Annotated in this window: 15 protein-coding genes and 1 pseudogene; 2 read left to right on the forward strand and 14 right to left on the reverse strand. The window is 73.6% G+C overall.

The genetic code is table 11. From position 1 onward, the window contains the following. Positions 1-30: 30 nt before the first annotated feature. Positions 31-831, reverse strand: coding sequence for an alpha/beta hydrolase (locus VFZ92_RS40005; protein ID WP_330882953.1), 801 nt, complete (start codon positions 829-831; stop codon positions 31-33). A gap of 362 nt (positions 832-1,193) precedes the next feature. Between VFZ92_RS40005 and VFZ92_RS40010 the strand changes: the two genes are divergently transcribed. Next, entirely contained in the window at positions 1,194-2,123 is a 930-nt protein-coding gene (locus VFZ92_RS40010) for a LysR family transcriptional regulator (protein ID WP_330882955.1), read from the forward strand. On the opposite strand, the gene VFZ92_RS40015 is transcribed toward VFZ92_RS40010, so the two are convergent. From VFZ92_RS40015 to VFZ92_RS40070, 13 genes and pseudogenes are all read right to left on the reverse strand, one after another. After that, positions 2,108-2,992 (reverse strand): hypothetical protein, encoded by an 885-nt coding sequence (locus VFZ92_RS40015; protein WP_330882957.1) that lies wholly within the window; start codon positions 2,990-2,992, stop codon positions 2,108-2,110. The two genes, VFZ92_RS40010 and VFZ92_RS40015, sit on opposite strands and share 16 nt — an antisense overlap. Next, positions 2,989-4,770, reverse strand: coding sequence for a class I SAM-dependent methyltransferase (locus tag VFZ92_RS40020; RefSeq protein ID WP_330882959.1), 1,782 nt, complete (start codon positions 4,768-4,770; stop codon positions 2,989-2,991). Before VFZ92_RS40020 ends, VFZ92_RS40015 begins: the two co-directional genes overlap by 4 nt. Further along, entirely contained in the window at positions 4,767-5,927 is a 1,161-nt protein-coding gene (locus VFZ92_RS40025) for a glycosyltransferase (protein WP_330882961.1), read from the reverse strand. Before VFZ92_RS40025 ends, VFZ92_RS40020 begins: the two co-directional genes overlap by 4 nt. Further along, complete coding sequence (locus VFZ92_RS40030; RefSeq protein WP_330882963.1) at positions 5,924-6,700, reverse strand: alpha/beta hydrolase; 777 nt, start codon at positions 6,698-6,700, stop codon at positions 5,924-5,926. The genes VFZ92_RS40025 and VFZ92_RS40030 overlap by 4 nt, the downstream gene beginning before the upstream one ends. Next, positions 6,693-6,983 (reverse strand): acyl carrier protein, encoded by a 291-nt coding sequence (locus tag VFZ92_RS40035; RefSeq protein ID WP_330882965.1) that lies wholly within the window; start codon positions 6,981-6,983, stop codon positions 6,693-6,695. The genes VFZ92_RS40030 and VFZ92_RS40035 overlap by 8 nt, the downstream gene beginning before the upstream one ends. Continuing rightward, complete coding sequence (locus VFZ92_RS40040; RefSeq protein ID WP_330882967.1) at positions 6,976-10,833, reverse strand: beta-ketoacyl synthase N-terminal-like domain-containing protein; 3,858 nt, start codon at positions 10,831-10,833, stop codon at positions 6,976-6,978. Before VFZ92_RS40040 ends, VFZ92_RS40035 begins: the two co-directional genes overlap by 8 nt. Next, on the reverse strand, positions 10,830-17,324 hold the full coding sequence (locus tag VFZ92_RS40045) for an SDR family NAD(P)-dependent oxidoreductase (RefSeq protein WP_330882969.1): 6,495 nt from the start codon (positions 17,322-17,324) through the stop codon (positions 10,830-10,832). The genes VFZ92_RS40040 and VFZ92_RS40045 overlap by 4 nt, the downstream gene beginning before the upstream one ends. 1,312 nt (positions 17,325-18,636) lie before the next feature. Then, positions 18,637-19,038, reverse strand: a complete 402-nt coding sequence (locus VFZ92_RS40050) for a nuclear transport factor 2 family protein (RefSeq protein ID WP_330882971.1) — start codon at positions 19,036-19,038, stop codon at positions 18,637-18,639. Between the two features lie 70 nt (positions 19,039-19,108). Continuing rightward, entirely contained in the window at positions 19,109-19,450 is a 342-nt protein-coding gene (locus VFZ92_RS40055) for a transposase (RefSeq protein ID WP_414720115.1), read from the reverse strand. A gap of 145 nt (positions 19,451-19,595) precedes the next feature. After that, positions 19,596-19,676 (reverse strand): annotated as a pseudogene (locus tag VFZ92_RS40060) (integrase core domain-containing protein); the annotation flags it as partial. Positions 19,677-19,805: 129 nt separating this feature from the next. Further along, positions 19,806-20,471, reverse strand: a complete 666-nt coding sequence (locus tag VFZ92_RS42555) for a leucine zipper domain-containing protein (RefSeq protein WP_414720116.1) — start codon at positions 20,469-20,471, stop codon at positions 19,806-19,808. Positions 20,472-20,535: 64 nt separating this feature from the next. After that, positions 20,536-20,790, reverse strand: a complete 255-nt coding sequence (locus VFZ92_RS40065) for a hypothetical protein (RefSeq protein WP_330882973.1) — start codon at positions 20,788-20,790, stop codon at positions 20,536-20,538. Further along, positions 20,787-21,425, reverse strand: a complete 639-nt coding sequence (locus VFZ92_RS40070; RefSeq protein ID WP_330882975.1) for a TNT domain-containing protein — start codon at positions 21,423-21,425, stop codon at positions 20,787-20,789. Before VFZ92_RS40070 ends, VFZ92_RS40065 begins: the two co-directional genes overlap by 4 nt. A gap of 62 nt (positions 21,426-21,487) precedes the next feature. Here VFZ92_RS40070 and VFZ92_RS40075 point away from each other — a divergent pair. Then, on the forward strand, positions 21,488-21,694 hold a 207-nt coding region (locus tag VFZ92_RS40075), incomplete at its 3' end, for a hypothetical protein (RefSeq protein WP_330882977.1).

Consider the following 21,694-nt stretch of genomic DNA (forward strand, 5'->3'; position numbering starts at 1 on the left):
CCGGGCGACGAAACACGGGCGCCTCCGTGATCACCGGGGGTCGCGTCCGTGGTCGTCGATCGGCGCCGGGAACCCCCGCTGCAGTCCGCTCCAGAACTCGGCCAGCACCCGTGCCGCCCGGACGGGGTCTTCCAGCATCCACCAGTGACCGATTCCGTCGAGTTCCACGGCGCGAGCGCCCGCACGGTCGGCGGCGCGATGGCGACTGGCCACACTGCCGACGGTGAGGTCCTCGGTCGGGATCGGGACCAGACCGGGCCGAGCGGCGGCAGAGGGGAGGTCGCGGCCGCGTTCGCTCAGCGTCGGTGGTGCCGCGGACCGGTACAGCGCGAGGATGGCCCTCGCCATGTCCGGGCCCTGCGCGAGAGCCACCTCGCCCGCCACGGGCTCGGGGATCCCCCAGTCGACCATGCGCGCGGCCCGGTCGGCGGTGTCCCCGGCGAACAGCTCCTCGAGGGACCGCTCTCCCTCGCCCGGCGTTTGCCAGGTCCGCGCCACCGGGTGCCAGGAGTAGTCCGGCTCGAAGCCGCCGATGACGTCGCTGACCCAACTGCGCACCAGGTCCGGGCGGGTCATCGCGACCTCCAGGACGTGACCGCCTCCCATGGACTGGCCGACGAGGTCCACGGGTGCGTCGAACCGGGACAGCTCCTCGACGAGCCAGTTCCGGTAGTCGTCGATCGTGGCACCGAAATCCGGGGGCAGCGGGGCGCCGAAGCCGGGAGGGGAGAGGAGGGCCACGTCATCGTGACCCGACTCGGCCAACTCGGTGAGCAGCGGCGTCCACACCGCGGAGGTGACGGGGACGCCGTGCACGAGAACGATGGTCATGGGAGTTGTCCGTCCGTGGGAGTTCGGTCGATGCGAGTGCTGACGAGGAAGTCCGTCGGTCCGGGTCGAACACGCGCTCCACCACCACGGCGCGCCCGCGCCGCGAACGCCGCGGTGAGCTGGACCGGTGCCGCGACGCCGACGGCGATCTCCGGGGCCGGGGGCTCCGGATCCGCGTCGGCGAACGGGGCCGGGGCCGTGGCGAAGGCGGCGCCGGTGCCGGAACTCGCCCCGGTGGGCGGAGCGGTCCGCGAGCGGTGGTCGATGGACACGGTCCTGAGCCAACCGCGCCGCGCCGCTGCCGTCCAAGACCCGTTCCGCACCCCGTCATGCGGCAGCGACATCACGGGTAGGCTGAGATCATGTCCGGCGGCGAGGTCCAGCCCACCGCGCCACGTCCTCCGCACGACCTGGACCTGAGGCTGGTCCGCTACTTCACCGCCGTCGCGGAGCACCTCAACTACGCCCGTGCCGCGGCGGCCCTGCACATCGCCCAGCCGTCGCTGAGCCGCCAGATCCAGCGGCTGGAGAACACCCTCGGCGTGCGCCTGCTGGAGCGCACGACCCAGGGCAGCAGGCTCACCGCCGCGGGCGAGGCGTTCCTCCCCCGCGCGCAGACCCTGCTGCACCACGCCACCCTGGCGGTGGACGCCGCGCGCGACGCCGCGTCGCCCCGCGCGATCACCATCGGCCACGTCGAGGACCTCGTCATCACCCCCGTGGTCAGGGACCTGCGCCGCCGCCTCCCCGACGCGCACGTCCGCACCCGCCGCCTGGGCTGGCAGGACACCCGCGCCCTGCCCGAGGGCCGGGTCGACGCGCTGGTCACCCGCACGCCCCTCCCGATCCCCACCGACGACCTGACCCTCACCGTCCTCTACGACGAGCCGCGGGTGCTGGTCCTGCCCGCCTCCCACCGCCTGGCGGGCAAGGACACCGTCACCCCGGACGACTTCGCCGACGAGCCCGTGGTCGCCTGCTCCGGAGCGCCCTCGCCGTGGATCGACTTCTGGCGGCTCGAACCGCGCCCGGACCACCGCGCCGCCACCCTGGCCCCGCTGGTGGCCGACACCGTCGAGGACAAGCTGGACGTCGTCGCCGACGGGCGGGCCGTCGCCCTCGTGGCGGCGAACGACCGGCGCCTGACCGCGCGGGACGACGTCGTCACCGTCGCCGTCGAGGGGATCGAGCCCTGCCGGGTCGTCGCCGCGACCCGTTCCCGCGACGACAACCCGCTCGTGGAGGACTTCCACCGCTCCGCGGGAACGCTGCGGGCCTACCCCACCCGGTAGGCGCCTCCCGTGGGCAGCACGGTGACGTACCGCGGTGCGAGCGAGCACGCGGCGGTGATCGCGGCCCGGATCGGGCGCACCGCGGACGCGTCCGCCAGGACCACGACGGGGCGGCCGGGTTCGTCCACGAGCGCGCTGGCACCGTGCGCTCCCGCGGCCAGCGCCGCCTCGACCACGGCGTCCTGCTCCGGGTCGCGGTGCCGCGCCCGGTGGTACCCCGTCAACGCCCGACCGAGGTCGCCGTCCAGGCCGGTGGCGTGCGCCAGCGGGTGCGGAGGACCGCGGCGGATCCGGGTGTCGACCACCAGCAGCCGCCGCCCCGCCGCCGCCAGGTCGAACGGCACCACCACGCCGTCGTGACCGACCGCCCGGCCCGCCCGACCGAGGAACGCGGCCTCCGAACCGGCCACCAGCCCGATCAGGTCCTCGGTGGACAGGTCCGGCCGGTGCAGGTCCCGCAGCGCCAACGCCGCCGCGCACGCCAGCGCGGTCGCCGCGGCCAGCCCGGAGCCGCGCGGCAGGTCCACGCTGCACAGCAGGGTGGCGCCACCGCCGACGCCGATCTTCTCGGCCACCGCGGCGATCGGTTCCGCCCACGGCGGCACGGCGTCCGCCGCCCGCGGCGGGACCGGCTCGGCCGGGCGGTTGATCGACGCCAGTTCCAGCACGCCGTCGTCCCGCCGCTCCCCCGCCACGATCGCGCCCCAGCGGGCGCAGACCGCGAGCGACCGGGGGTGCCCCGCCATCAGGGTCACCGTTCCCGGCGCGTACCAGACGCCCTCGGCCGGGCGGCCGAACACCTGCCGGAAGGTGTGCGGGACCAGCCTGAGTTCCGGTGCCACCTCGGGGCGGTCGGCGATGTCGGTCACGGCTGTTCCTTGCGGGCCAGGACGCGGTAGGCGTTGCCGCGGTCGGTGCGACGGGACAGGGTCCGGTTGACGGTCCGGTCCAGCAGCCCGGCGACGAGCAGCAGCGGGATGCCCGCGGTCCACACCGCCGCGCCGCGCACGGCGGCGAACCGGGCCTTCCGGGGTCGCCACGGCGACGGCGACCGGGGTGCGAGCGAGGCGAGGAGCAGGAAGCCCGACACCACGAAGTCGGTGCTGGAGTGGGCTTCCCCGCGTTCCTCGGCGACGGGGGTGAGGCCGCGGTCGACCAGTGCCCGCCTCAGGTTGGCGATCGGCATCATGTGCTGGTGCTGCGGCTGGAACCACGGCATCCAGTAGCGGCCGAACAGCCTGCCCAGGCGCCACTCCGGGTCGGGCAGCTCGATCAGCAGGTAGCCGCCGTCGGGCAGCAGGTCCGCGGCGAGGTCCAGCTCGTCCCACGGGTCGCGGGTGTGCTCCAGGTAGTGGTGCATGCTGATCACGTCGTACCGGTCGCGCAGCTCTCCCGCGAAGTCCTTGAAGTTGCCCCGGTACGCGGTGTCGATCCAGCCGAGCCGGGCCGCGTCCTCGATCGCGGCGCCCTGGTCCAGGCCGTCGAAGCGGGTCTCCGGCAGGATCTCCTTGGCGCCGCGGCAGAAGTGGGCGTGTCCGGACCCGACGTCCAGCCAGCGCCGGGGCGTCGTGAACGGCCGCACCATGCGGGCCCGGTCGTGGTAGGGCTCGGCCTTGCCGGAGAACACCGCGTCGGCCGCGCCCGCCCCGGACCCGTCGTAGAAGTCGCGGTAGTAGAAGTCCAGACCGGCCTCGGTGAGCCGCGGGTTCTGCCAGACGTGGCCGCAGTCGACGCAGCGGTCCATGGTGAACTCGCCGGGTTTGAGCTGCACCAGGTCCTTGCCGCGCACCCACTCCACGTGCGAGGCCGAGCCGCAGGACGGGCAGGTGTCGCGGCGGGGTTCGAGGAACCGCTCCACCCCGAGCGCGATCTCCGCCTGGTAGTCCGGGGCGGCGGCCCTCACGTACTCGTCGCGCTCCCGCTCCTGGGTGGAACGCCAGCGGCTGCCAGGGGTGCGTGCCCACAGGTAGGGCGTGCGCACCGGTCGGAGCAGCGCGGCGACCACGAGGTCCACGGGGCGCAGCGGTGTTCCGGCGAAGACCAGCACCGGGTGGGCGCAGTAGGCGACGACCGCCACCAGTCCCCACGGCGTCAGGAGCACGGCGCCCACGACCGCGAGGTAGCCGATCACCGACCCGGCCACCCACAGCGCGGGCCTCTTGCCGAGCTGCCGCAGGCGAGCGGCCCGCGTCGTCAGGTCGTACGGGCCCGCCACCAGGCCCGGTGCGACGGCCAGGTCGACGGCGGCGCCCTCGTGGTCCTTGACCCGGCGGGCGAACGCCACGAACTCCGTCGGGTCGCTGACGTCGAGCGTGCCGTCGACGGCGTCACGACGGCAGCGGACCGCCTGGGACGCGCTGATCCCGCGCGTCCACCGGTCGGCCCGGTAGGTCTTGGGGTCGACCGCGCCGAGCAGGTCCAGCGCGGCCACCACCGGCAGGTCCGGCGGGACCAGGTCGACCAGGTCGAGGTCGTCGGCGTGCCCGACGTCGGCGGGGAGGTCGACGCCGACCGCCGTGAACTCCACGTGCTCGCTCGACGCACCACCCCGCGCGAGCACCCGCAGGCTCGCCGCCCGCGAGCGCAGCCGCAGCGCGTCCAGGACGACGAACACCACCACCAACGCCGTGAGGGTCACCGGGATCACGCCACCACCGCCTCCAGATGATCGGCCGCGGTCGACGCTCCGCCCGCTGCCTGGAACGACTGCTGCACCCGCCGGGCCGCCTCGGCGTAGCCGGGCCGGTCCAGCACCTCCTCCAGCGCGCCGCGGATCTCCGGCGCGCGCACCCTGGCGTAGGTGAGCCGGATCCCGGCTCCCGCCGACACGACCTGGTCGGCGATCAGCGGCTGGTCGTCGCGGATCGGCGCGACCACCAGCGGCAGGCCGTGCGCCAGCGCCTCGCACACCGTGTTGTGGCCGCCGTGCGACACCACGGCGTCCAGGTGCGGCATCAGCTCCAGCTGCGGCACCCGTTCCGCGAGCAGCACGTGGTCCGGTGCCCCGGCCAGGGCGTCCGGCGGTCCGACGACCACCACCTGCACGCCGCGCAGGTCCGCGACGGCCTCGGCGACCTCGCCGAAGAACCGCTGCCCCGCCGCGCCGTTGAGGGTGCCGAGCGACACCAGGACCCGCCGCTGCCCGTCCGCCAGCCAGTCCCACGGGAAGTCGGTGCGGTCGGGCCGGTGGCTCAGCGCCGGTCCGGTGAACGCGTAGTGGTCGGGAAACCCGTCACCCACCAGGGCGGAGGAGGTGAAGACGAGCACCAGGCGTTCGGAGAAGCGGATGTCGGGGGTGGGCCGCCCGACGAACTCGCGCACCAGGTCCTCGATCTGGGCGTCGACCCACGCCTCCACCTTGGGCAGGGACTTGAGCGGGCGGAGCAGCTCGGCGGGCGTGCTGGCCGAGGTGACCCACGGCGTCGCGGTGCGGTGGGCGACCAGCGGCCCGGCCAGCGCCTGCTGGTCGGCCACGAGCACGTCCGGCGCGAACCCGCGGACCGCCGACTCGACACCCGGCACCATGGCGCGGGCGAGCGGGATCACGAAGTCCTCCCAGAAGAACTTCACCACCGCCATGCCGCGCAGCCGCAGCCACCGCCGGCGGGCGTCCTGGATCCGCCGCTCCAGCTCGTCGTCCAGCGCGGGCAGGACGAGCGCCCCTTCAGGCAGCAACGTCCGCAGCGTCGCGGGGTGACCGACCCAGGCGACCTCGTGCCCCCGGTCCGCCAGCTCGCCGCCGACCGCGACGGTGGGGTTGACGTGACCGACCAGCGGCGGCACGACGAACAGGTAGCGGCTCATCCGGGCAGCCAGTCGAGCACGGTGGCCAGCAGGTCGTCGGTGGCTTCGCGCAGCACCGTGTGGCCCAGGCCCGCGATGACGTGCAGCGTGCAGTCCGGGATGTGCGCGGCGAGTTCCGCGGCGGCGCCGATCAGCTCGGACTCCGCGCCGAACACGCCGAGCACCGGGCAGGAGACGGCGCGCAGGTCCTCTTCGGACAGTGGTGGGCCAGAACCGATGTCGTCGATCAGGGTCGTGCCGTTGAGCAGCGCGCCCGCGTTGCCCGCGAGCCGGGATATCTTGCGCTGCCCCAGCGCGGTGAGCTGCTCCTGGGTCCGGTCGAACTCCAGGCCGAGCGCGGCCACGCTGAGCGTGTTCACCATGTCCTCGAACCAGAGTTCACCCGCCGCGCCGCCGCAGGCCGCCTCCACCAGCACGACGCCCGCCACCCGGTGCGGCGCGAGCAGGGCGGCGCGCATCGCGACGACCCCGCCGTAGCTGTTGCCCAGCAGGTGGACCGGCTCGTGCACACCCAGCTCGTCGAGGATGGCCACGAGGTCGCGCGCACCGTCCAGCGGGGTGTAGCCGGAGTCCGGGCGGGCCGACATCCCGTGGCCGCGCAGGTCGAACAGGATCGTGCCGACGCCCTTCGCGGCCAGTGGCGCGGCCAGCGTGTAGTAGAAGCTGGACAGGTTGTCCATGACCAGGCCGTGGACGAACACCACGGTCGGACCGGTCGTCGGACCCAGCCGCTGGACGTGGAAGCGCGTCCCGCGCGCCAGGACGTCAGCCACGGCCGGTGGCCAGCCCGACGCTCGCCTCGATGTGGTCGACGAGCCTGCCGACGGACATGGCCATGATCTCGTCGATGTCCATGTCCGCCAGGAACCCGACCAGGTCGACCCGGTCTCCGTAGTGCCCGCGGAGCCGGTCGGCCAGCGCCACGAACTCGATGCTCTCCAGCCCGAGGTCGTCGCTGAACGTGGTGTCGCGGTCGACCTCGATCCCCAGCAGGACGTCGGGACCCACGACGTCCTCGATCACCTTCACCAGCTGGTCCAGCACGGCGTCAGCCATCTCGTCCTCCTCCTCGGTTCGGCGTCCACGTGACCACGCCGGACTCGGTGATCTCCAGTGAGCCGTCCCCGACGACCGCCGCCGCGCGACCGGCGCTCGACGGCCGGTTCGGGTCCACCGCGTCGGCCACCACGACGGGCGGGACCGCGAAGGCCCCGCGCACCCGGTCGTCGGCGGTGACGGTCAGCTCGGCGGGGTGGATCGCGCCGACACCCCGGTGCCACAGCCAGTGGCGGGCCGCGTCCTTCAGCGCGATGACCCGCAGCAGCCACCGGCGCTGGGCGCGGACGTCCAGCCGCTGGTAGTGCTCGCGCTCGGCCGCGCACAGGTAGCGGCGCATGATCAGGTCGCGGGTCGCGCTGTCCTGCCAGTTCTCCGCGACGGTGACCCAGCCGCCGTCCTCCGGCCGCGCCAGCGTTTCCGTGCCGGGGCGGAGCTTGACCCGCCAGACGCGGTCGTCGGTGGTGAAGCGCCGCGTGGTCCAGCCGGTGATCCGGCACCACGGCGCGCCGTCGGACCACAGCTCCGCGTCGGCTCGCATCTCGGTCGCGGTGACCTCGCGGATCCACGCCGTGCACCGGACCGGGCCGGTCGGCGGGGGGCCGTGGAACTCGACGGCCCCGATGCCCGTCGGCAGCACGGTCTGGTCGACGTCGCGGCACACCTGCATCCAGTGGCCGATGAGCTGGCCCGCGCTGTCCAGCAGCGCTCCCGGCGCGGGCAGCGGCGTCAGCGTGCCGGTGATCCCGTTGTCGGCCAACGACTCGATCTCCGCGACACCGGCGAACCGGGGACCGTGGAACATCCAGCCGTCCCGGTAGAGCTGCTCGGCGCTGACCGGCGCGGGGCGCACGCCCTCCAGCGCGGTGGTCACCGGATCCCGTGCTTCGGCGTAGCGGCCCACCCGGACCACGCCCTCGGCGAAGTCGCCGACCCGGACGTGCACCCTGCTCGGGTCGACGACCCTCGCGGTGATCACGGCGTCGGTGGCGGGCAGGACGCACAGCCAGCGCTTCGCCCGCACCGCCTCGAACCCGGTCACGGTGCCGTCCGCCACGCGCCGCGCGGCGTCGGCGAACACCTCCAGCAGGCCGGTGGCGGGCACGATCGGGAACCCGTCGGACAGGTCCGGCCAGTCGTCGGCCTGCGGGAACACCGAGTGGTCCACGAGTTCCGGCATGGTGCGCAGGGAGAACTCGCGGCGGAACACCACCTCGCGGGGGCGGGCCGGGGCCAGCGCGTCGGCGACCTGCCGGGCCACGTCGTTGGTGTGCGCCAGCAGCGCGGTGACCGACGCGGCCACCGGCGACGCCGGGTCGACCGCCGGGACCCGGAGCTGGTCGGGAAGGGCGTCCAGCCGGATGGCGGGCACGCCGAGCGGCAGCCGCACCCCGGCGCGGGTGGTCCCCTGCTTCCACCCGAACGCCCACAGCGCCGCCGCCGCGCGGTCGGCGGTGTCGGCGGTGACCGCCAGGTGCTCGCGGTCGCCGAGCGTGTCCTCGACGAAGCCGGTCAGCGTGCCGGGTCCTACCTGGACGAACGCGCGCACGCCCGCGTCGTGCATCCGGTCGATCAGCGGCCGGAAGCGGACGGGCTCGACCAGGTGCCGCAGCACCAGGTCGCGGATCGCCGCGGCGTCGGCGGGCATCGGGGCCAGCGAGGTCGCCGACCACACCGGCACGCTCGGCGCGTGCACGGGCAGGGCGTCGACGGTGGCGCGGGCGGCCTCCAGGTGTGGTGCGAGCGCCGGGGAGTGGAACCCGGTGCGGAACGGCATGACCTGGGCCATGACCCCGCGTGCGCCCAGGTGCTCCACCGCGGCGGCGAGCTGGTCGGTCGGGCCGCAGATGACCGACTGGTGCGGGCAGTTGTCGTGGCTGACGGTGACCTCGGTCGTGCCGCTGTCGTCCAGCGCGGCCAGGGCGACCTGCGCCGAGCAGCCCAGCGCGGCGTAGCCGACGTCGGCCACCGCGATCGTGCCGGGCCGGAGCGCGTCGACGAACTCGTCGATCGTCGGGTAGATCCCCGCGACGACCATCGCGGTCCACTCCCCCATGCTGTGCCCGGCGAGTGCCCCCGGCACGATGCCGAGGGCGGTCAGCTCGCGGGCGGTGCGGCGGCCCGACCGCATCAGCGCGAGGGCGTGGTCCACCACCGAGTCGGCGCCCGTCCGTTCCCCGGTGCCGCGCTGCTCGAATCCGGGGAACAGGAACGCGACCTGGTCCGGGGCGGAGACCACCGGCTTCGGGGCGAACCAGATGTCGTGCCGTCCGGTCCACGCGCGGCCCCGTGCGACGACCTTCCTCGCGAGGGCGAGCTTGCGGGCGTCGGGGTTCCAGACGGCCAGTCGGCAGCCGCGGTCCGCGGTCGAGTTCCGGCCGTTCTCCAGGTCGTGTTCGAGGTCCCGCACGGTGTCCGCGGCGAACATCAGCACCGGCGTGCGGGGTCGCGCCCGGACCGCGGTGGCGCGCCGCGGTTCCTCCAGCACGACGTGCGCGTTGATGCCGCCGAAGCCGAAGGCGTTGACCACCGCGCGGCGCGGACCCGGCGAGTCCCACTCGCGGGTCGCCCGCAGCGGTTCGAACCGGGTGCCGTCCAGGGCGGGGTGCGGCTCGTCGATGCCGAGCGTCGGCGGCAGGGTCGCGTGGTACACCGACAGCGCGGCCTTGATCAGGCCCGCCATCCCGGCCGCGGGCATGGCGTGGCCGATCATCGACTTCACCGTGCCGAGGCCGATCGGGCTGCCGCCCGAGCCGAACGCGCCGATCATCGTGGCCAGCTCGGCGGCGTCCCCGGCGGGGGTGGCGGTGCCGTGGGCCTCGATCAGCCCGATCGCGCCGTCCGCGCGGGGGTCGAGCCCGGCGTCGTCCCACGCCCGGCGCACGGCCAGCAGCTGCCCGTCCGGGTTCGGCGTCATCAGGCTGGTGGCCCGGCCGTCGCTGGCCGTCCCGACACCGCGGATCACCGCGTAGACGCGGTCGCCCGCCTCCTGGGCGTCCGCCCACCGCTTCAGCACGACCATGCCGACGCCCTCGGACAGCAGCGTGCCGTCCGCGGACCGGTCGAACGGCCGGATCCGCTCGGTCGGGCTCAACGCGCGCAGCTGCGTGAAGACGCTCCACAGCGTCGGGTGGTGGCAGACGTGCACGGCACCCGCGATCATCGCGTCGCAGCGCCCCGAGGCCAGCTCGCGCACCGCCTGCTCGACGGCCACCAGTCCGGACGCGCACGCGGCGTCCACCGTGTACGCCGGGCCGCGCAGGTCGAACCGGTTCGCGATCCGGGACGCCGCCAGGTTCGGCACCAGCCCGATGGACGCCTCCGGCTGGTCGGGACCGAGCCGGTCGCGGACCGCCTCCCGGACGCCGTGCAGCGACGACTCGGCCAATCCGGGGAACAGGTCCCGGACCACCGACACCACCTGGTCGGCGAGCCGCACGCGCTGGTCGAGGCGGGCGCAGCCGGGCGTGAGGTAGCCGCCGCGCCCGACCACCACGCCGGTCCTGGCCCGGTCCGGCAGCGCGGACTCGCCGCCCGCGTCCGCGATGGCCTCGGCCGCGGTGCTCAGCGCGAGCAGCTGGTCCGGCTCGGCGCCGCCCACGGTGGACGGCATGATGCCGAACCCGGCCGCGTCGAACGTCGCCAGGTCGTCGAGGAAACCGCCGCGACGGCAGTAGAAGCGGTCGCTCGCCACGGAGTCCGGCCGGTAGTAGGTCGCCGGGTCCCACCGGGCGGGCGGGATGGTGGTCAGCGCGTCGACCGAGCCGACGACGTTGCGCCAGAACGCCGGCGCGTCGGCTGCGCCGGGGAACAGCGCGCCGAGCCCGACGATCGCGATGTCGGTGCTCACCCCTCCTCGCACCGGTAGACCACCTGGACGTCCTCGCGGCGGCCGAGGGCGAGTTCCCCCAGCAGGGCCGCGACGCCCTGGCCGGGGTCGATCAGCGGCACGCCGCGGCGCGCGTACTCCTGGGCCAGCTCGGGCGACACCATGCCCGCGCCCGCCCACGGCCCCCAGTCGACGCTGACCACGCGGGCCGCGGTCTGCGCCGACCAGAACCGCGCCATCCGGTCGAGCGCGTCGTTGGCCGCCGCGTAGTCCGCCTGGCCGCGGTTGCCGTGCACACCGCTGACGCTGCCGAACAGCACCAGGAACGACAGGTCGTCCGGCAGGTTCACGGCGAGCGACCGGGCTCCGGAGACCTTCGTGTCGTAGACCCGCGCGAACGACTCCGCGGTCTTGTCGGCGATCAGCCGGTCGTCGAGCACCCCGGCACCGTGCACGACCCCGTCGACGCGGCCGAGGCGCGCGGTGACGTCGGCCAGCACCGCGCGGACGGCGTCGGCGTCCCGCACGTCGCACTGGTGGTAGCGCACCGAGGACGCGGTGGAGCGCAGGCGGTCCAGTGTCTGCCGGACCTCGCGTTCGGCGAGCACCTGGCGCGCTCGGGCGGCGACGGTGTCGCGGTCCCGCACGCCGCTCTCGACCAGCGCGCGCCGCACACCGGCCTCGTCCGGCGCGGTCGCGGTGAGCGGGTCCTCCGACCGGGACGGCGCGGGCGTCCGGCCGATCAGCTCGATGTGGCAGCCCGTGGCCTCGGCGAGCGCGATGGCGGTGAGCGCGGTGATGCCCCTGGCACCACCGGTGAGCAGCACGACGCCGTCCGCGTCCAGGCCGGGTCCGGCGGGGTCGCCCGCCAGCTCGACCGGCCGCAGCTCCACGGCGTGCCGCCGTCCACCGAGGTGCCCGACCACCGATGGACCGTCCTTCGTGGACAGTTCGGCGAGCAGCGCGGTGGCGATGACCCGGTGGCTCTCCTTCGGGTTGACGTCCACCGCCCGGACGAGGAGGTCCGGGTACTCCAGGGCGGCGGTCCGGACCAGGCCGTGCAGACCGATGTCCGGCGGCAGCGGGTCGGCGCCCGCGAGACCGGGTGGTGGCTCGGCCGGGGACTCGCCGAAGCCGAACGCGCCGCCCGCCGCGGTGACCACGAGGACGCCGACGCCGCCGACCAGGCACGTCCGCACCTCCTCGTAGGCCTCCGGGAGCCGGGCGCCCAGCCGCACCACGACGTCCACGCCGGACACGTCGTCGGGGAACGCGGGCACGGTGCGCGGTGTGCCGCCGTGCCGTTCGACCAGGTCGGCCAGCTCCAGGCCGACGCCGTTGTCGTCGACGACCAGCACCGTGCGACCGGCGAGCGTGGCGGGCGGCTCGACCCGGCCGCAGGGCACGACCTCCGGCAGCAGCCGCACCGGCCGCCCGGACGGTGCCGCCGGTGCCGGCGGTGCCGCCGGGGTGGCGCCGAACCAGCCGACGATGCCCTCGATGGTCTTGATCCGCGCCAGGTCGTCGACCGAGGTGCCGGTCAGGCCGAGCGTGGCCGCCAGCTCACCGATGATCTCGGTGCGCTTGATCGAGTCGATGGACAGGTCGGCCTCCAGGTCCAGCCCCGGATCGAGCATCTCCGGCGGGTACCCGGTGCGGGCGCTGATGGTCCGCAGCACGACCTGGCCGATGTCCAGGTCCTTCGCCGGGGTGTCGGCCGCCACCGGCTCGGGGGCGGCGGCGATCTCCGGCCTGCCGGTCTCCGGACGGACGGCCACCGGTGCCTGCGGCGCGGGCACGGCGCCGCCGGGAGCGAGGTAGGTCAGCAGCACGTCGCGCTGCGCGGACACCGCCTCGCGCATGCCGTCCAGGAACTCCTTGACCACGGCGTCGCGGCTGATCGCCGGTCCGGTCACCGCGGACAGCCGCGGCGCCTCACCGGCCGGTCGCAGTCCACCCGGCAGCGCGTGGCCGTTGCTGTCGCGCACGAGTCCTCCATCGACGAACCAGGTCGGCTTCGGTCGGACCGCCACCGCGGCCTCGGCCCGACCGGTGAACAGCGGTGCGGGGTCGATCGGCACCCCGGCGGCGGCCAGCTCCGCCAGGGCGTGCAGCAGCGTGCGGACACCGTGCTGACCGGCCGCGTCGCACCGCACGGCGACGAACGGCCGGTCGCCGAGGACCTGCCGGACGAACCCGGTGAGCACGCCGCCGGGTCCGGCCTCGACGAAGACCCTGGCTCCCGCGGCGTACATGGACTCGACCAGGTCGACGAACCGGACGCGCCCGGCGAGCTGCGCGGCCAGGTTCTCCTTCACCGTCCCCGCCCCATGGGGCTGACCGTCCACGGTGGACCAGACGGGGATGCGCGGTGCCGCGAACTCCTGCGCGGCCAGCACGTCGGCGAACCGCTGCCGCGCGGGCTCCATCAGCGGGCTGTGGAACGCGGCGGCGACCGGGATCGCGCGCGCGGACAGGCCCGCGGCGGACAGGTCGGCCATCGCCGCGTGCACGGCCCCGGTCGGACCGGCGATCACCACCTGGCGGGTCGAGTTGTGGTTGGCCACCACGACCGGACCGCGCAGCAGCGGTTCGACCTGCTCCAGCGCGGCCGACACCGCGGCCATCGTGCCGGGCTCCTCCCCCACCGCGTCGGTGATCGCCTCGGCGCGCGCCGCGCTGAGGTCGAGGAGCTGCTGCGGGTCGAGCACCCCGGCGGAGGCGAGCGCGACCAGTTCGCCGTAGCTGTGGCCGCCCACCAGGTCCGGGCGGACGCCGAGCGTGCCGAGCAGTTCGGTGAGCGCGAGACCGGCGATGCCCAGCGCGGGCTGGGCGACCCGCGTGTCCGTGACGGCCGCGCGCTGCCGCTCGGCGTCGGCGGGGGTGAGCGCGGCGGGCGGGAACACCACGTCCTCGTACCGCCCGCCGGAGAGCCGCAGCGTCGCCTGGAGCCGGGGGAACGCGGTGAACAGGTCGAGCAGCATGCCCGGCCGTTGGCTGCCCTGCCCCGGGTGCAGGAAGGCCACCTTCGGCGGCGGTCCGACCTCCGAGCGCAGGCGAACGGCGGCGGAGGCCCGCCAGGCCTGGACGTCGGCCAGTGCCGCCGCGAGCGAGGCCCGGTCCTCCACCACCGCCGTCGCGTGCACCGGCTGTCCCGGCGCCGCGGCGGCCGCCGCGGCGGCGAGGTCGCGCAGCGGGGTCCGCGGGTCGGCGGCCAGCCGGGCCACCTCGGCCGCCACCCGTTGCGCGGCGGCCCTGTCCCGGCCGCGGAACACGAACAGCTCGGCGGGCCAGACCTGCACGCCGTGCGCGGGCTCGTCCGCGCCGTCGTAGCCGGACAGCACGGTGTGGAAGTTGGTGCCGCCGAACCCGAAGGCGCTGACCCCGGCGGTGCGCTCGGCGGGCGGCGCGGCCCAGGTGCGCCTGCCGAAGGAGAACGGGCTGGTGTCCGCGTCCCAGTACCGGTTGGGTTCGGTGACGTGCAGCGTGCCGGGACGCACCCCGGTGTGCACGGCCCGTGCCGCCTTGATCACGCCCGCCAGGCCCGCCGCGCACTTGGTGTGCCCGATCTGCGACTTCACCGAGCCGATCGTGCAGCTGCCCGCCGGGGCCCCTGCCTCGGTGAACAGCTCGGTGAGCGCGGCGAGTTCGGTCCGGTCGCCGACGACCGTCCCGGTGCCGTGCGCCTCGACCAGGCCGACCGAGGTCACCGGCACCCCGGCCGACCGGTAGGCCCGGCGCAGGGCACGGCGCTGTCCCTCGGCGCGCGGTGCGGTCAGGCCGAGCGACCGGCCGTCGCTGGACGCGCCGATGCCCTTGACCACCGCGTAGACCCGGTCGCCGTCGCGTTCCGCGTCGGCCAGCCGCTTGAGCACGACGCACGCGACGCCCTCGCCCAGCGCGATGCCGTCGGCGGACGAGTCGAACGTGGCGCACCGGCCGGTGGCCGAGAGCGCGTGCACCGAGGCGAACATCCGGTAGTCGTGCGCGCTGTTGTGCAGGTCGACCGCGCCGCACAGGACCATGTCGCTGGTGCCGCCGACGAGCTCCTTGCAGGCCACGTCGAGCGCGGCGAGGCTGGACGCGCACGCGGCGTCCACCGTGTAGTTGGCGCCGCCGAGGTCGAGCCGGTTGGCGACGCGACCGGCGATCACGTTGCCCAGCACGCCGGGGAAGGAGTCCTCGGTCAGCGTCGGAAGGTACTCGTCGAGTTCGGCGGGCGGTGCGCCGTCGTAGAGCGCGGGCAACGAGGAGCGCACGGTGTAGGCGTTGGCCAGGTCGGCGCCCGCCTCGGCACCGAAGATCACCGAGGTGCGCTCGCGGTCGAACACGCGGGTCCGGTACCCCGCGTCGGCCAACGCCCGCGCCGACACCTCCAGCGCGAGGAGCTGGGCGGGCTCGATGGACGTCAGGGAGGTCGGCGGGATGCCGTAGGCCAGCGGGTCGAACGCGACGCGGGGCAGGAAACCGCCCCGGCGGTACGGGCTGCCGTGGCGGTCGGGGTCCCAGCGGTCCGGCGGCACGTCGGTGATCGCGTCGGTGCCGGCCAGCACGGCCGACCAGTACTCGGCGACGTCCTCCGCGCCGGGCAGGATCGTGGCCATCCCGACGATCGCGATGTCGAGCGGCTCGGCGGGGGACGCGTCCGGCTCGGCGAAGTCGGCGCAGCGGTCGGCCAGCAGGTCCCCGGAGGTCACCTGGCGGTGCAGGGTGGCGATGTCGGTGCGGTGCGCGCGCAGCGTGGCGACCTGCCCGATCATGAACATGCCCGACCGCCGCTGCTCGTCGGCGTCCACGTCGACCAGACCGGACTCGGTGCGCACCAGACCGCGGCTGGCGATCCGCAGGCGGCCGAGGTTCAGCCGTTCCAGCCGTTGCCACTTCTCCTGCCGGGGCAGCTCGGCGAGCCGCTCGCGCTCCTGCTCGAAGGCGTCCACGTAGGACGTCCTGGCGCAGCGGGTGCTGTGCCCCGGCGAGGTCTCCAGCAGCGCGGTCTCCGCGCACTCCACGGCGACCTGCTGGAAGGCGGGCAGGATCGCGCCGTGCCGCACCGCCTCCTCGGTGAACAGGTACGCCGTGCCCATCAGCACACCGACGGCCGCCCCGCGCGCGGCCAGCGGCGCGCTCAGCGCGGACACCATCGCCGCCGACCGCTCGTCGTGGACGCCGCCCGCGAACAGCACGCTCACCTCGCCGAGCACCGACTCGCGCGCCCGCAGCACGTCGATCTGCTGCTGCCACAGCGTGAAGCTCGACCGGGGACCGGTGTGGCCGCCGCACTCCCAGCCCTCGAACACGAACCTGCGGGCGCCCTCGTCGAGGAACCGGCTCAGCAGGGCGGGCGACGGGACGTGCAGGAACGCCTCGATCCCCGCCGCCTCCAGCTCCCTGGCCTGCGCCGGGGTGCCGCCCGCGACCACCGCGCAGCGCGGCTTCACCCGGTGCACGGCGGCGAGCTGCGCCGCGCGCAGCTCGGGGTCGGCGAACCCGAGGATGCCGACGCCCCACGGCCGGTCGCCGAGCCGCAGCGCGGTCTCGTCGAGCAGGGTCCCGGTCTGCGCGCCGTCCATCAGCGCGAGCGCGAGGAACGGCAGACCGCCGCCCTCGGCCACCGCCTCGGCGAACGCGGGCTGGTCGCTCACCCTGGTCATCGGGCCCTGCGCCACCGGGTACCGGAGGCCGGGAACCCGCAGGCACAGCGGCCCGTTCTCCCGCAGCGACGGGTGTTCGACGGCCAGCGCGAGATTACCCCGAATGGCGGTGCGAATACCCACGACAACACCACCCGCGGTCGCGTACGAGTGCCGCAATGATTCCGCGAAAGCGCCGTCCTGACCGATAGCCACCGCATTGTCGGCCAATCCTCTGCGCACGAGTACACGCCGACCTGCGACAACGGCGGTTTCACTGCCGTCCATCGCGGCGAGGGCACTGGCGAGTTCTCCGGAAAGCCGTTCGGCGACCTCGGCGACGAGAGCGAGCTGACCGTCCAGCACCACTCCGGCGGCACCGCCCGCGACCGCCGCGGCGGCGGTGTCCGGCCCGATCCCACCGGCCGCCCACACCGGCGAGTCGATCTCCGCGAGCACCTGCTGGAGGAGGACGAACGTGGTCGACCCACCGACCCGTCCGCCGGACTCGCAGCCCTTGGCGATCACACCATCCACACCGAACTCGACGGCGGCACGAGCCTCGGCCACCGAGGTGACCTCCGCCAGCACACGCCGTTCACCCAGATCAACCCGTTGTGGCACAAAGGTTTTCAGATCCACGACAACGGTGTCGACCAGCGCGGGCAGCGGCACGGGACACGGCTCGACCAACCGGACGCCGAAGGGCCGCCGCAACCGCCGGACCACCAGGTCCAGCGCGGCGCTCGCCGTGGACGCGTCGCGGCCGAGGTCGAGCACGCCCAGCCCACCGGCCCGCCCGACAGCGATCACCAGGGCTGCGTTCGGCTCGGCGAACGGACTCGCACCGAGCACGAGGTCACGTTCGGACAGGGCATTCACTGGGTCTCCTCCTCAACCATGCAGGGTTGGACGAGAAAGGAAATCAGCATTCTTCAGTTGAGCTAGTTCACCTTTGCGACACATGCGAGAAACGAGTTGCCGCTCCGGATCCAGAACATTCCTACTGCCCGGTACGGTCACTCAGCGGCCACCGTACGCACAAATGCCAGCCCCGTCCACACCCTTGTGAAGACTTCTCACGTATGGCGGTGGATCGGACACGACCGGACAGGCCGAACGGCCGCCCGAACTAGTCCGAGTGGCCGTTCTGCCGACACTGCCGTTTTGTCGCTCCCAGAGGTCGCGCAACCCTCGTCCGGTCGGTGACGGCCACCCGCCCACCGTGAGCCACGTTCTCGACGGCCATCGCGGGTCCGAGCCCGCGCGACGCCCCGACGAGGAGAGCGGTCCGGTCGGATGCGGTGCCGCTCATGGTTCCCCCGTTCCGATCGTCGCCAACGCGAGCGTGGGTACCACCGGCGACGACAGTGGACGCTCCACGTCACCGTCGGCGTTGGCCTTCCGGCATCCTGGGGCCGTGGCGCGAGACGTGGACAGCCCGAGCGACGACTGGGTGAGGCGGCGTTGGCGGGCACTGGCCGCGCGGCACCACCGTCGAGCGCATCGCGACGCGCGCGGGCGTCACCAAGGAGCGCCTCCACGGCTACTCCGACGACAAGGCCGCCCGGGTGAGCGCATCGGCGCCCGCACCGCCCGATCCGCAGCCCGCTGACGTCGAGCCCCGTTCGGCGCCTGCGGCACCTGCTTCCTCGGCCATCCCATCCAACACCTCCGTCATCGAGGTGTTGCGACAACCAGTTGAATCCGCCAGGGCTCCACGGGTGGACGGCCACCGACGATCGACCGGCAGGTCCTCGTCCGGATGACCGCACCGCGGTGTGCGGCATCCTGTTCGTGCCGCGACACGGCCATTCAGCGGGAGTTCCCGCCCCAGGAGCGGGGCTTCGGTTCCGGCATGACCTGTTGGCGACGGCTACCGAACTGGAACGAGGCCGGGGTGTGACAACGCCTGCTCGCCGAGTTGAACGGCGCCAGCGCACTGAACTGGTCGAGGGCGGTGATCGACGGCTCGCACCTGCGGGCCATGGAGGTCGGCCCACAACCGGACCGAGCCAGGTCGACCGCGCCCGATCCGGCTCGAAGCACCACCTGATCACCGAGGCGCACGGCATTCCGCTGGTGGTGTCGCCGACCGGCGGCTACCGCAACGACGTCACCCAGTCATTGGCTCTGATCCAGGCCGTCCCCTCGGTGCGGGGCCGTCGCGGTCGCCGGCTCGCGAACAGATCGCTCACCCGGAAAACGCGGAGAGGGCACGGGCCGTATCGATGTACTCGCGTGCCGCGACAATCTTGCCGTCCACCAATTCGAATGCGAAATGATACACCTGGTTGAGGCTCTTCCCGTTGGCGAGGAGCGCGCTCGACGTCGCCTCCACCGACGCGTTGGCTTCATCTGCGATCACACTGGTCACCGACATGCCGATACCGCTGGGAAGCGAGTCGTGGAACCTCTTCATGTGCTCGATGAACGCGGACTTTGACATGTCACCGGATACCGGGAAAGTGGCGGCGTCAGTCATGACGGTCCACACCGCGTCCTCGTGAAGAAGGTCAAAGGCGTCCGGACTGCCGTTCGTTCCTAGGCCTTCGACCAGTTTTTTGACGGAAGTCTTGTTCTGGTCGATCGTCATGTTTTCCCTTTGCCGTCAGGTCTGGGGATGGGCTCGCACATGCCTGCGCACCGCCAGTCTAAAGCCAGGCTCACGTCTCGGATGTGGGCCTGTGTCCCAAGCACCTCCCGCGGCGGCGGTGGCCGCTCGCGGGAGGCGGGTGATGTGCGGCGTTCAGTGCGGCGAGCAGGTGTTCGTGCAGGCGTTGCCACACCCCGGCGTCGTTCCAGTCCCGCGGCCGTCGCCAACAGGTCATGCCGGAACCGAAGCCCCGCTCCTGGGCAGGAATGCCCGCTGAATGGCCGTGTCGCGGCACGAACAGGATGCCGCGCAACGCTGTGCGGTCGTCCGGACGAGGACGACCGGGGTGACGAGGGTCGTGGTGGACGACCGGGAGCAGCGGCTCGACACGTGCCAGTTGAGAGGCGACCATGCGGCTGATCGGTGGTCGGCCACCGAGGGCGCTGTGGGCTCGTCGGGTGTTGTGGTCGTGGCTCCAGGCGGGCAGGGCGGGCAGGAGGTCGGTGTTGCCGGCCCGGGCACGGGTGTGGGCGAACGCGGTGTGCGGCGAACGCGGTGTGCAGGGTGCGGTTGAACCGTTCGGCCTTGCCGTTGGTCCACGGGCAGCCGGGTTTGGTGAACCGGCGGCGGATGCCCAACGCGACGCGGACCGCCCGTCAGTTCGTGCCGACGCGGTAGACCTCGGCGTTGTCGGTCAGGAATCCGCGGCACCCGCACGTGCCGGTCGTGAGACCACCGCACAGCGCGGGAGGGGAAACCCGCGCGGGTCACGTTCTGTTCGTCGGGCAGGGCATCGACGTAGGCCAGGCGGGGCCGGTCGTCCACCGCGACGTGCGGGTGGTCGTAGCCGAGGCCCCGGCCACGCACCGCTTCCCTGCGGCTGTGCACGCGCCAGCCGCCGCCGGCGGGTATCCGGCCCACTTTCCTGACGTCGATGTGCAGCAGGTCGCCGGGTGGGGGCGTTCACAGCGGATGTCGGTGTGGCGGCGGCGTAGCGGTGTGCCGGTGATCGGGTCCGTGACGGCCAGGGCGGGCACGGCGTGGCGGCGTAGGGCCCGACCGAGGCTGGAGGCGGGCAGGCCGAGCAGACCGGCCAGGTGTGGTGGGCCTCCACGTATCGGCCGGCGGGTGGTCGGGATGCGCTGCTCGACCTCGGGTGTGGTGTGTCGGGGGCTGTGGTGCGGACGTGAGGTGCGGTCGAGCAGTCCGGCGTCGCCTTCGTGGCGGTGGCGGGTGAGCCATTTGTGCACGGTGGTGCGGGAGATGCCGAGTTGTTCGGCGATGCGGGAGATGCCGAGTTGTTCGGCGATGCGGGCGGAAGCCCAGCCTGCCGCGTGGCGGGTGACGACGAGTCCGCGGGCGTGGACGGTGGTGCGGGCGATACCGTGCGGGCGAGGACCTCTGTGCGGATCGGGTGCGTCAGGCACATCCACTTCACCCAGAGGTCCTCGCTCGTTCCACTCGACACGCCGTCCGCAACCTCATCGGTCACAACGGCTAGGTCGCGATCAGTCGATGGTGGAAGGCTTCGGTTGCCTCGCTTTCGGTGTCGTAGTCCTCGAACGGGTCGTACTCGCCGCGTTCGTACACGCCTACCTGCCACCGACCGGCGCGCTCGCGCAGGAAGTAGAAGTCCGTGGGCGGCACTGCGCCGAATTCGCGCACCCCCTCGATCTCGTACATCGCGCGCGGAACGCCCGCGCGGTCCAGTGCCTCGGCCAGCGCGACCCGGTCCACGGCGGCCTCGGTCACCCGACGACGCTGAGGTAGCTGTTCTGGACCAGCCAGGCGACGTTGCGGCGCTCCGGCGGGTTCGGCGACACGACCTTGTACTGCGTCCCCCCACCTGACTGTCCGAACCACTTCGCCGCGGGCCCGCCGAGCACCTCGAACTCCTTCTCCACCTGGTAGCGGTAGTAGCCGAACGGCATCCGGACGCCCGCCTCGTACTCGCAGGTGTTGAGGCTCTGGGGCGGTATGGAACGCTGCGCGAACGGCGTTCCCGTCGGCGCCAGGAACCTGCCGGACTGCCCGCCGAAGCGGTCCACGAACTCGCCAGGCTTGAGCAGCACGGCCGTCGGCTCGCCGGCGAAACCGTCGTTCTCCGGGTACTTCCAGCCCTCGCCGCTCCAGTACGTCTTGAGGAACTTCTGGTGGTTCGGCTCGTCGCCGAACCGCTTGTACCCGATCAGCAACTGGCCGACCACGTGGGACGGCGGCGGCAGGTCCCTCGGTCCGAGTCGTTCGTCGCCCAGGGAGAACGGCTTCTCACACGTCACCTGCGCGATTGGCGCCCGCGGTGTGGCGTGCGCGGCCGGGGCGGCGACCAGGCCGAGTGCCGTGGCCAGCATGACGAGGAACGAGATCACGCGGTTGTGCGAAGCCATGCGCTTCCCCTCGCGGACAGTGGTTTTGGCAACGAATCACGTCGTGTGCACGACATCGCCCGGTGGTGCGGCACCCGGCGTGGTGCGACATCCAGTGGTGGTGCGACATCCAGTTGTGGCGCGGCACCCAGTGGTGGCGCGGCACCCAGTGGTGGCGCGACATCCGGTGGTGGCGCGGCACCCAGTGGTGGCGCGGCACCCAGTGGTGGCGCGACATCCAGTCGTGGCGCGACATCCAGTCGTGGCGCGACATCCAGTCGTGGCGCGAC

The sequence above is a fragment of the Umezawaea sp. genome, from assembly GCF_036375055.1.
GTDB lineage: Bacteria > Actinomycetota > Actinomycetes > Mycobacteriales > Pseudonocardiaceae > Umezawaea.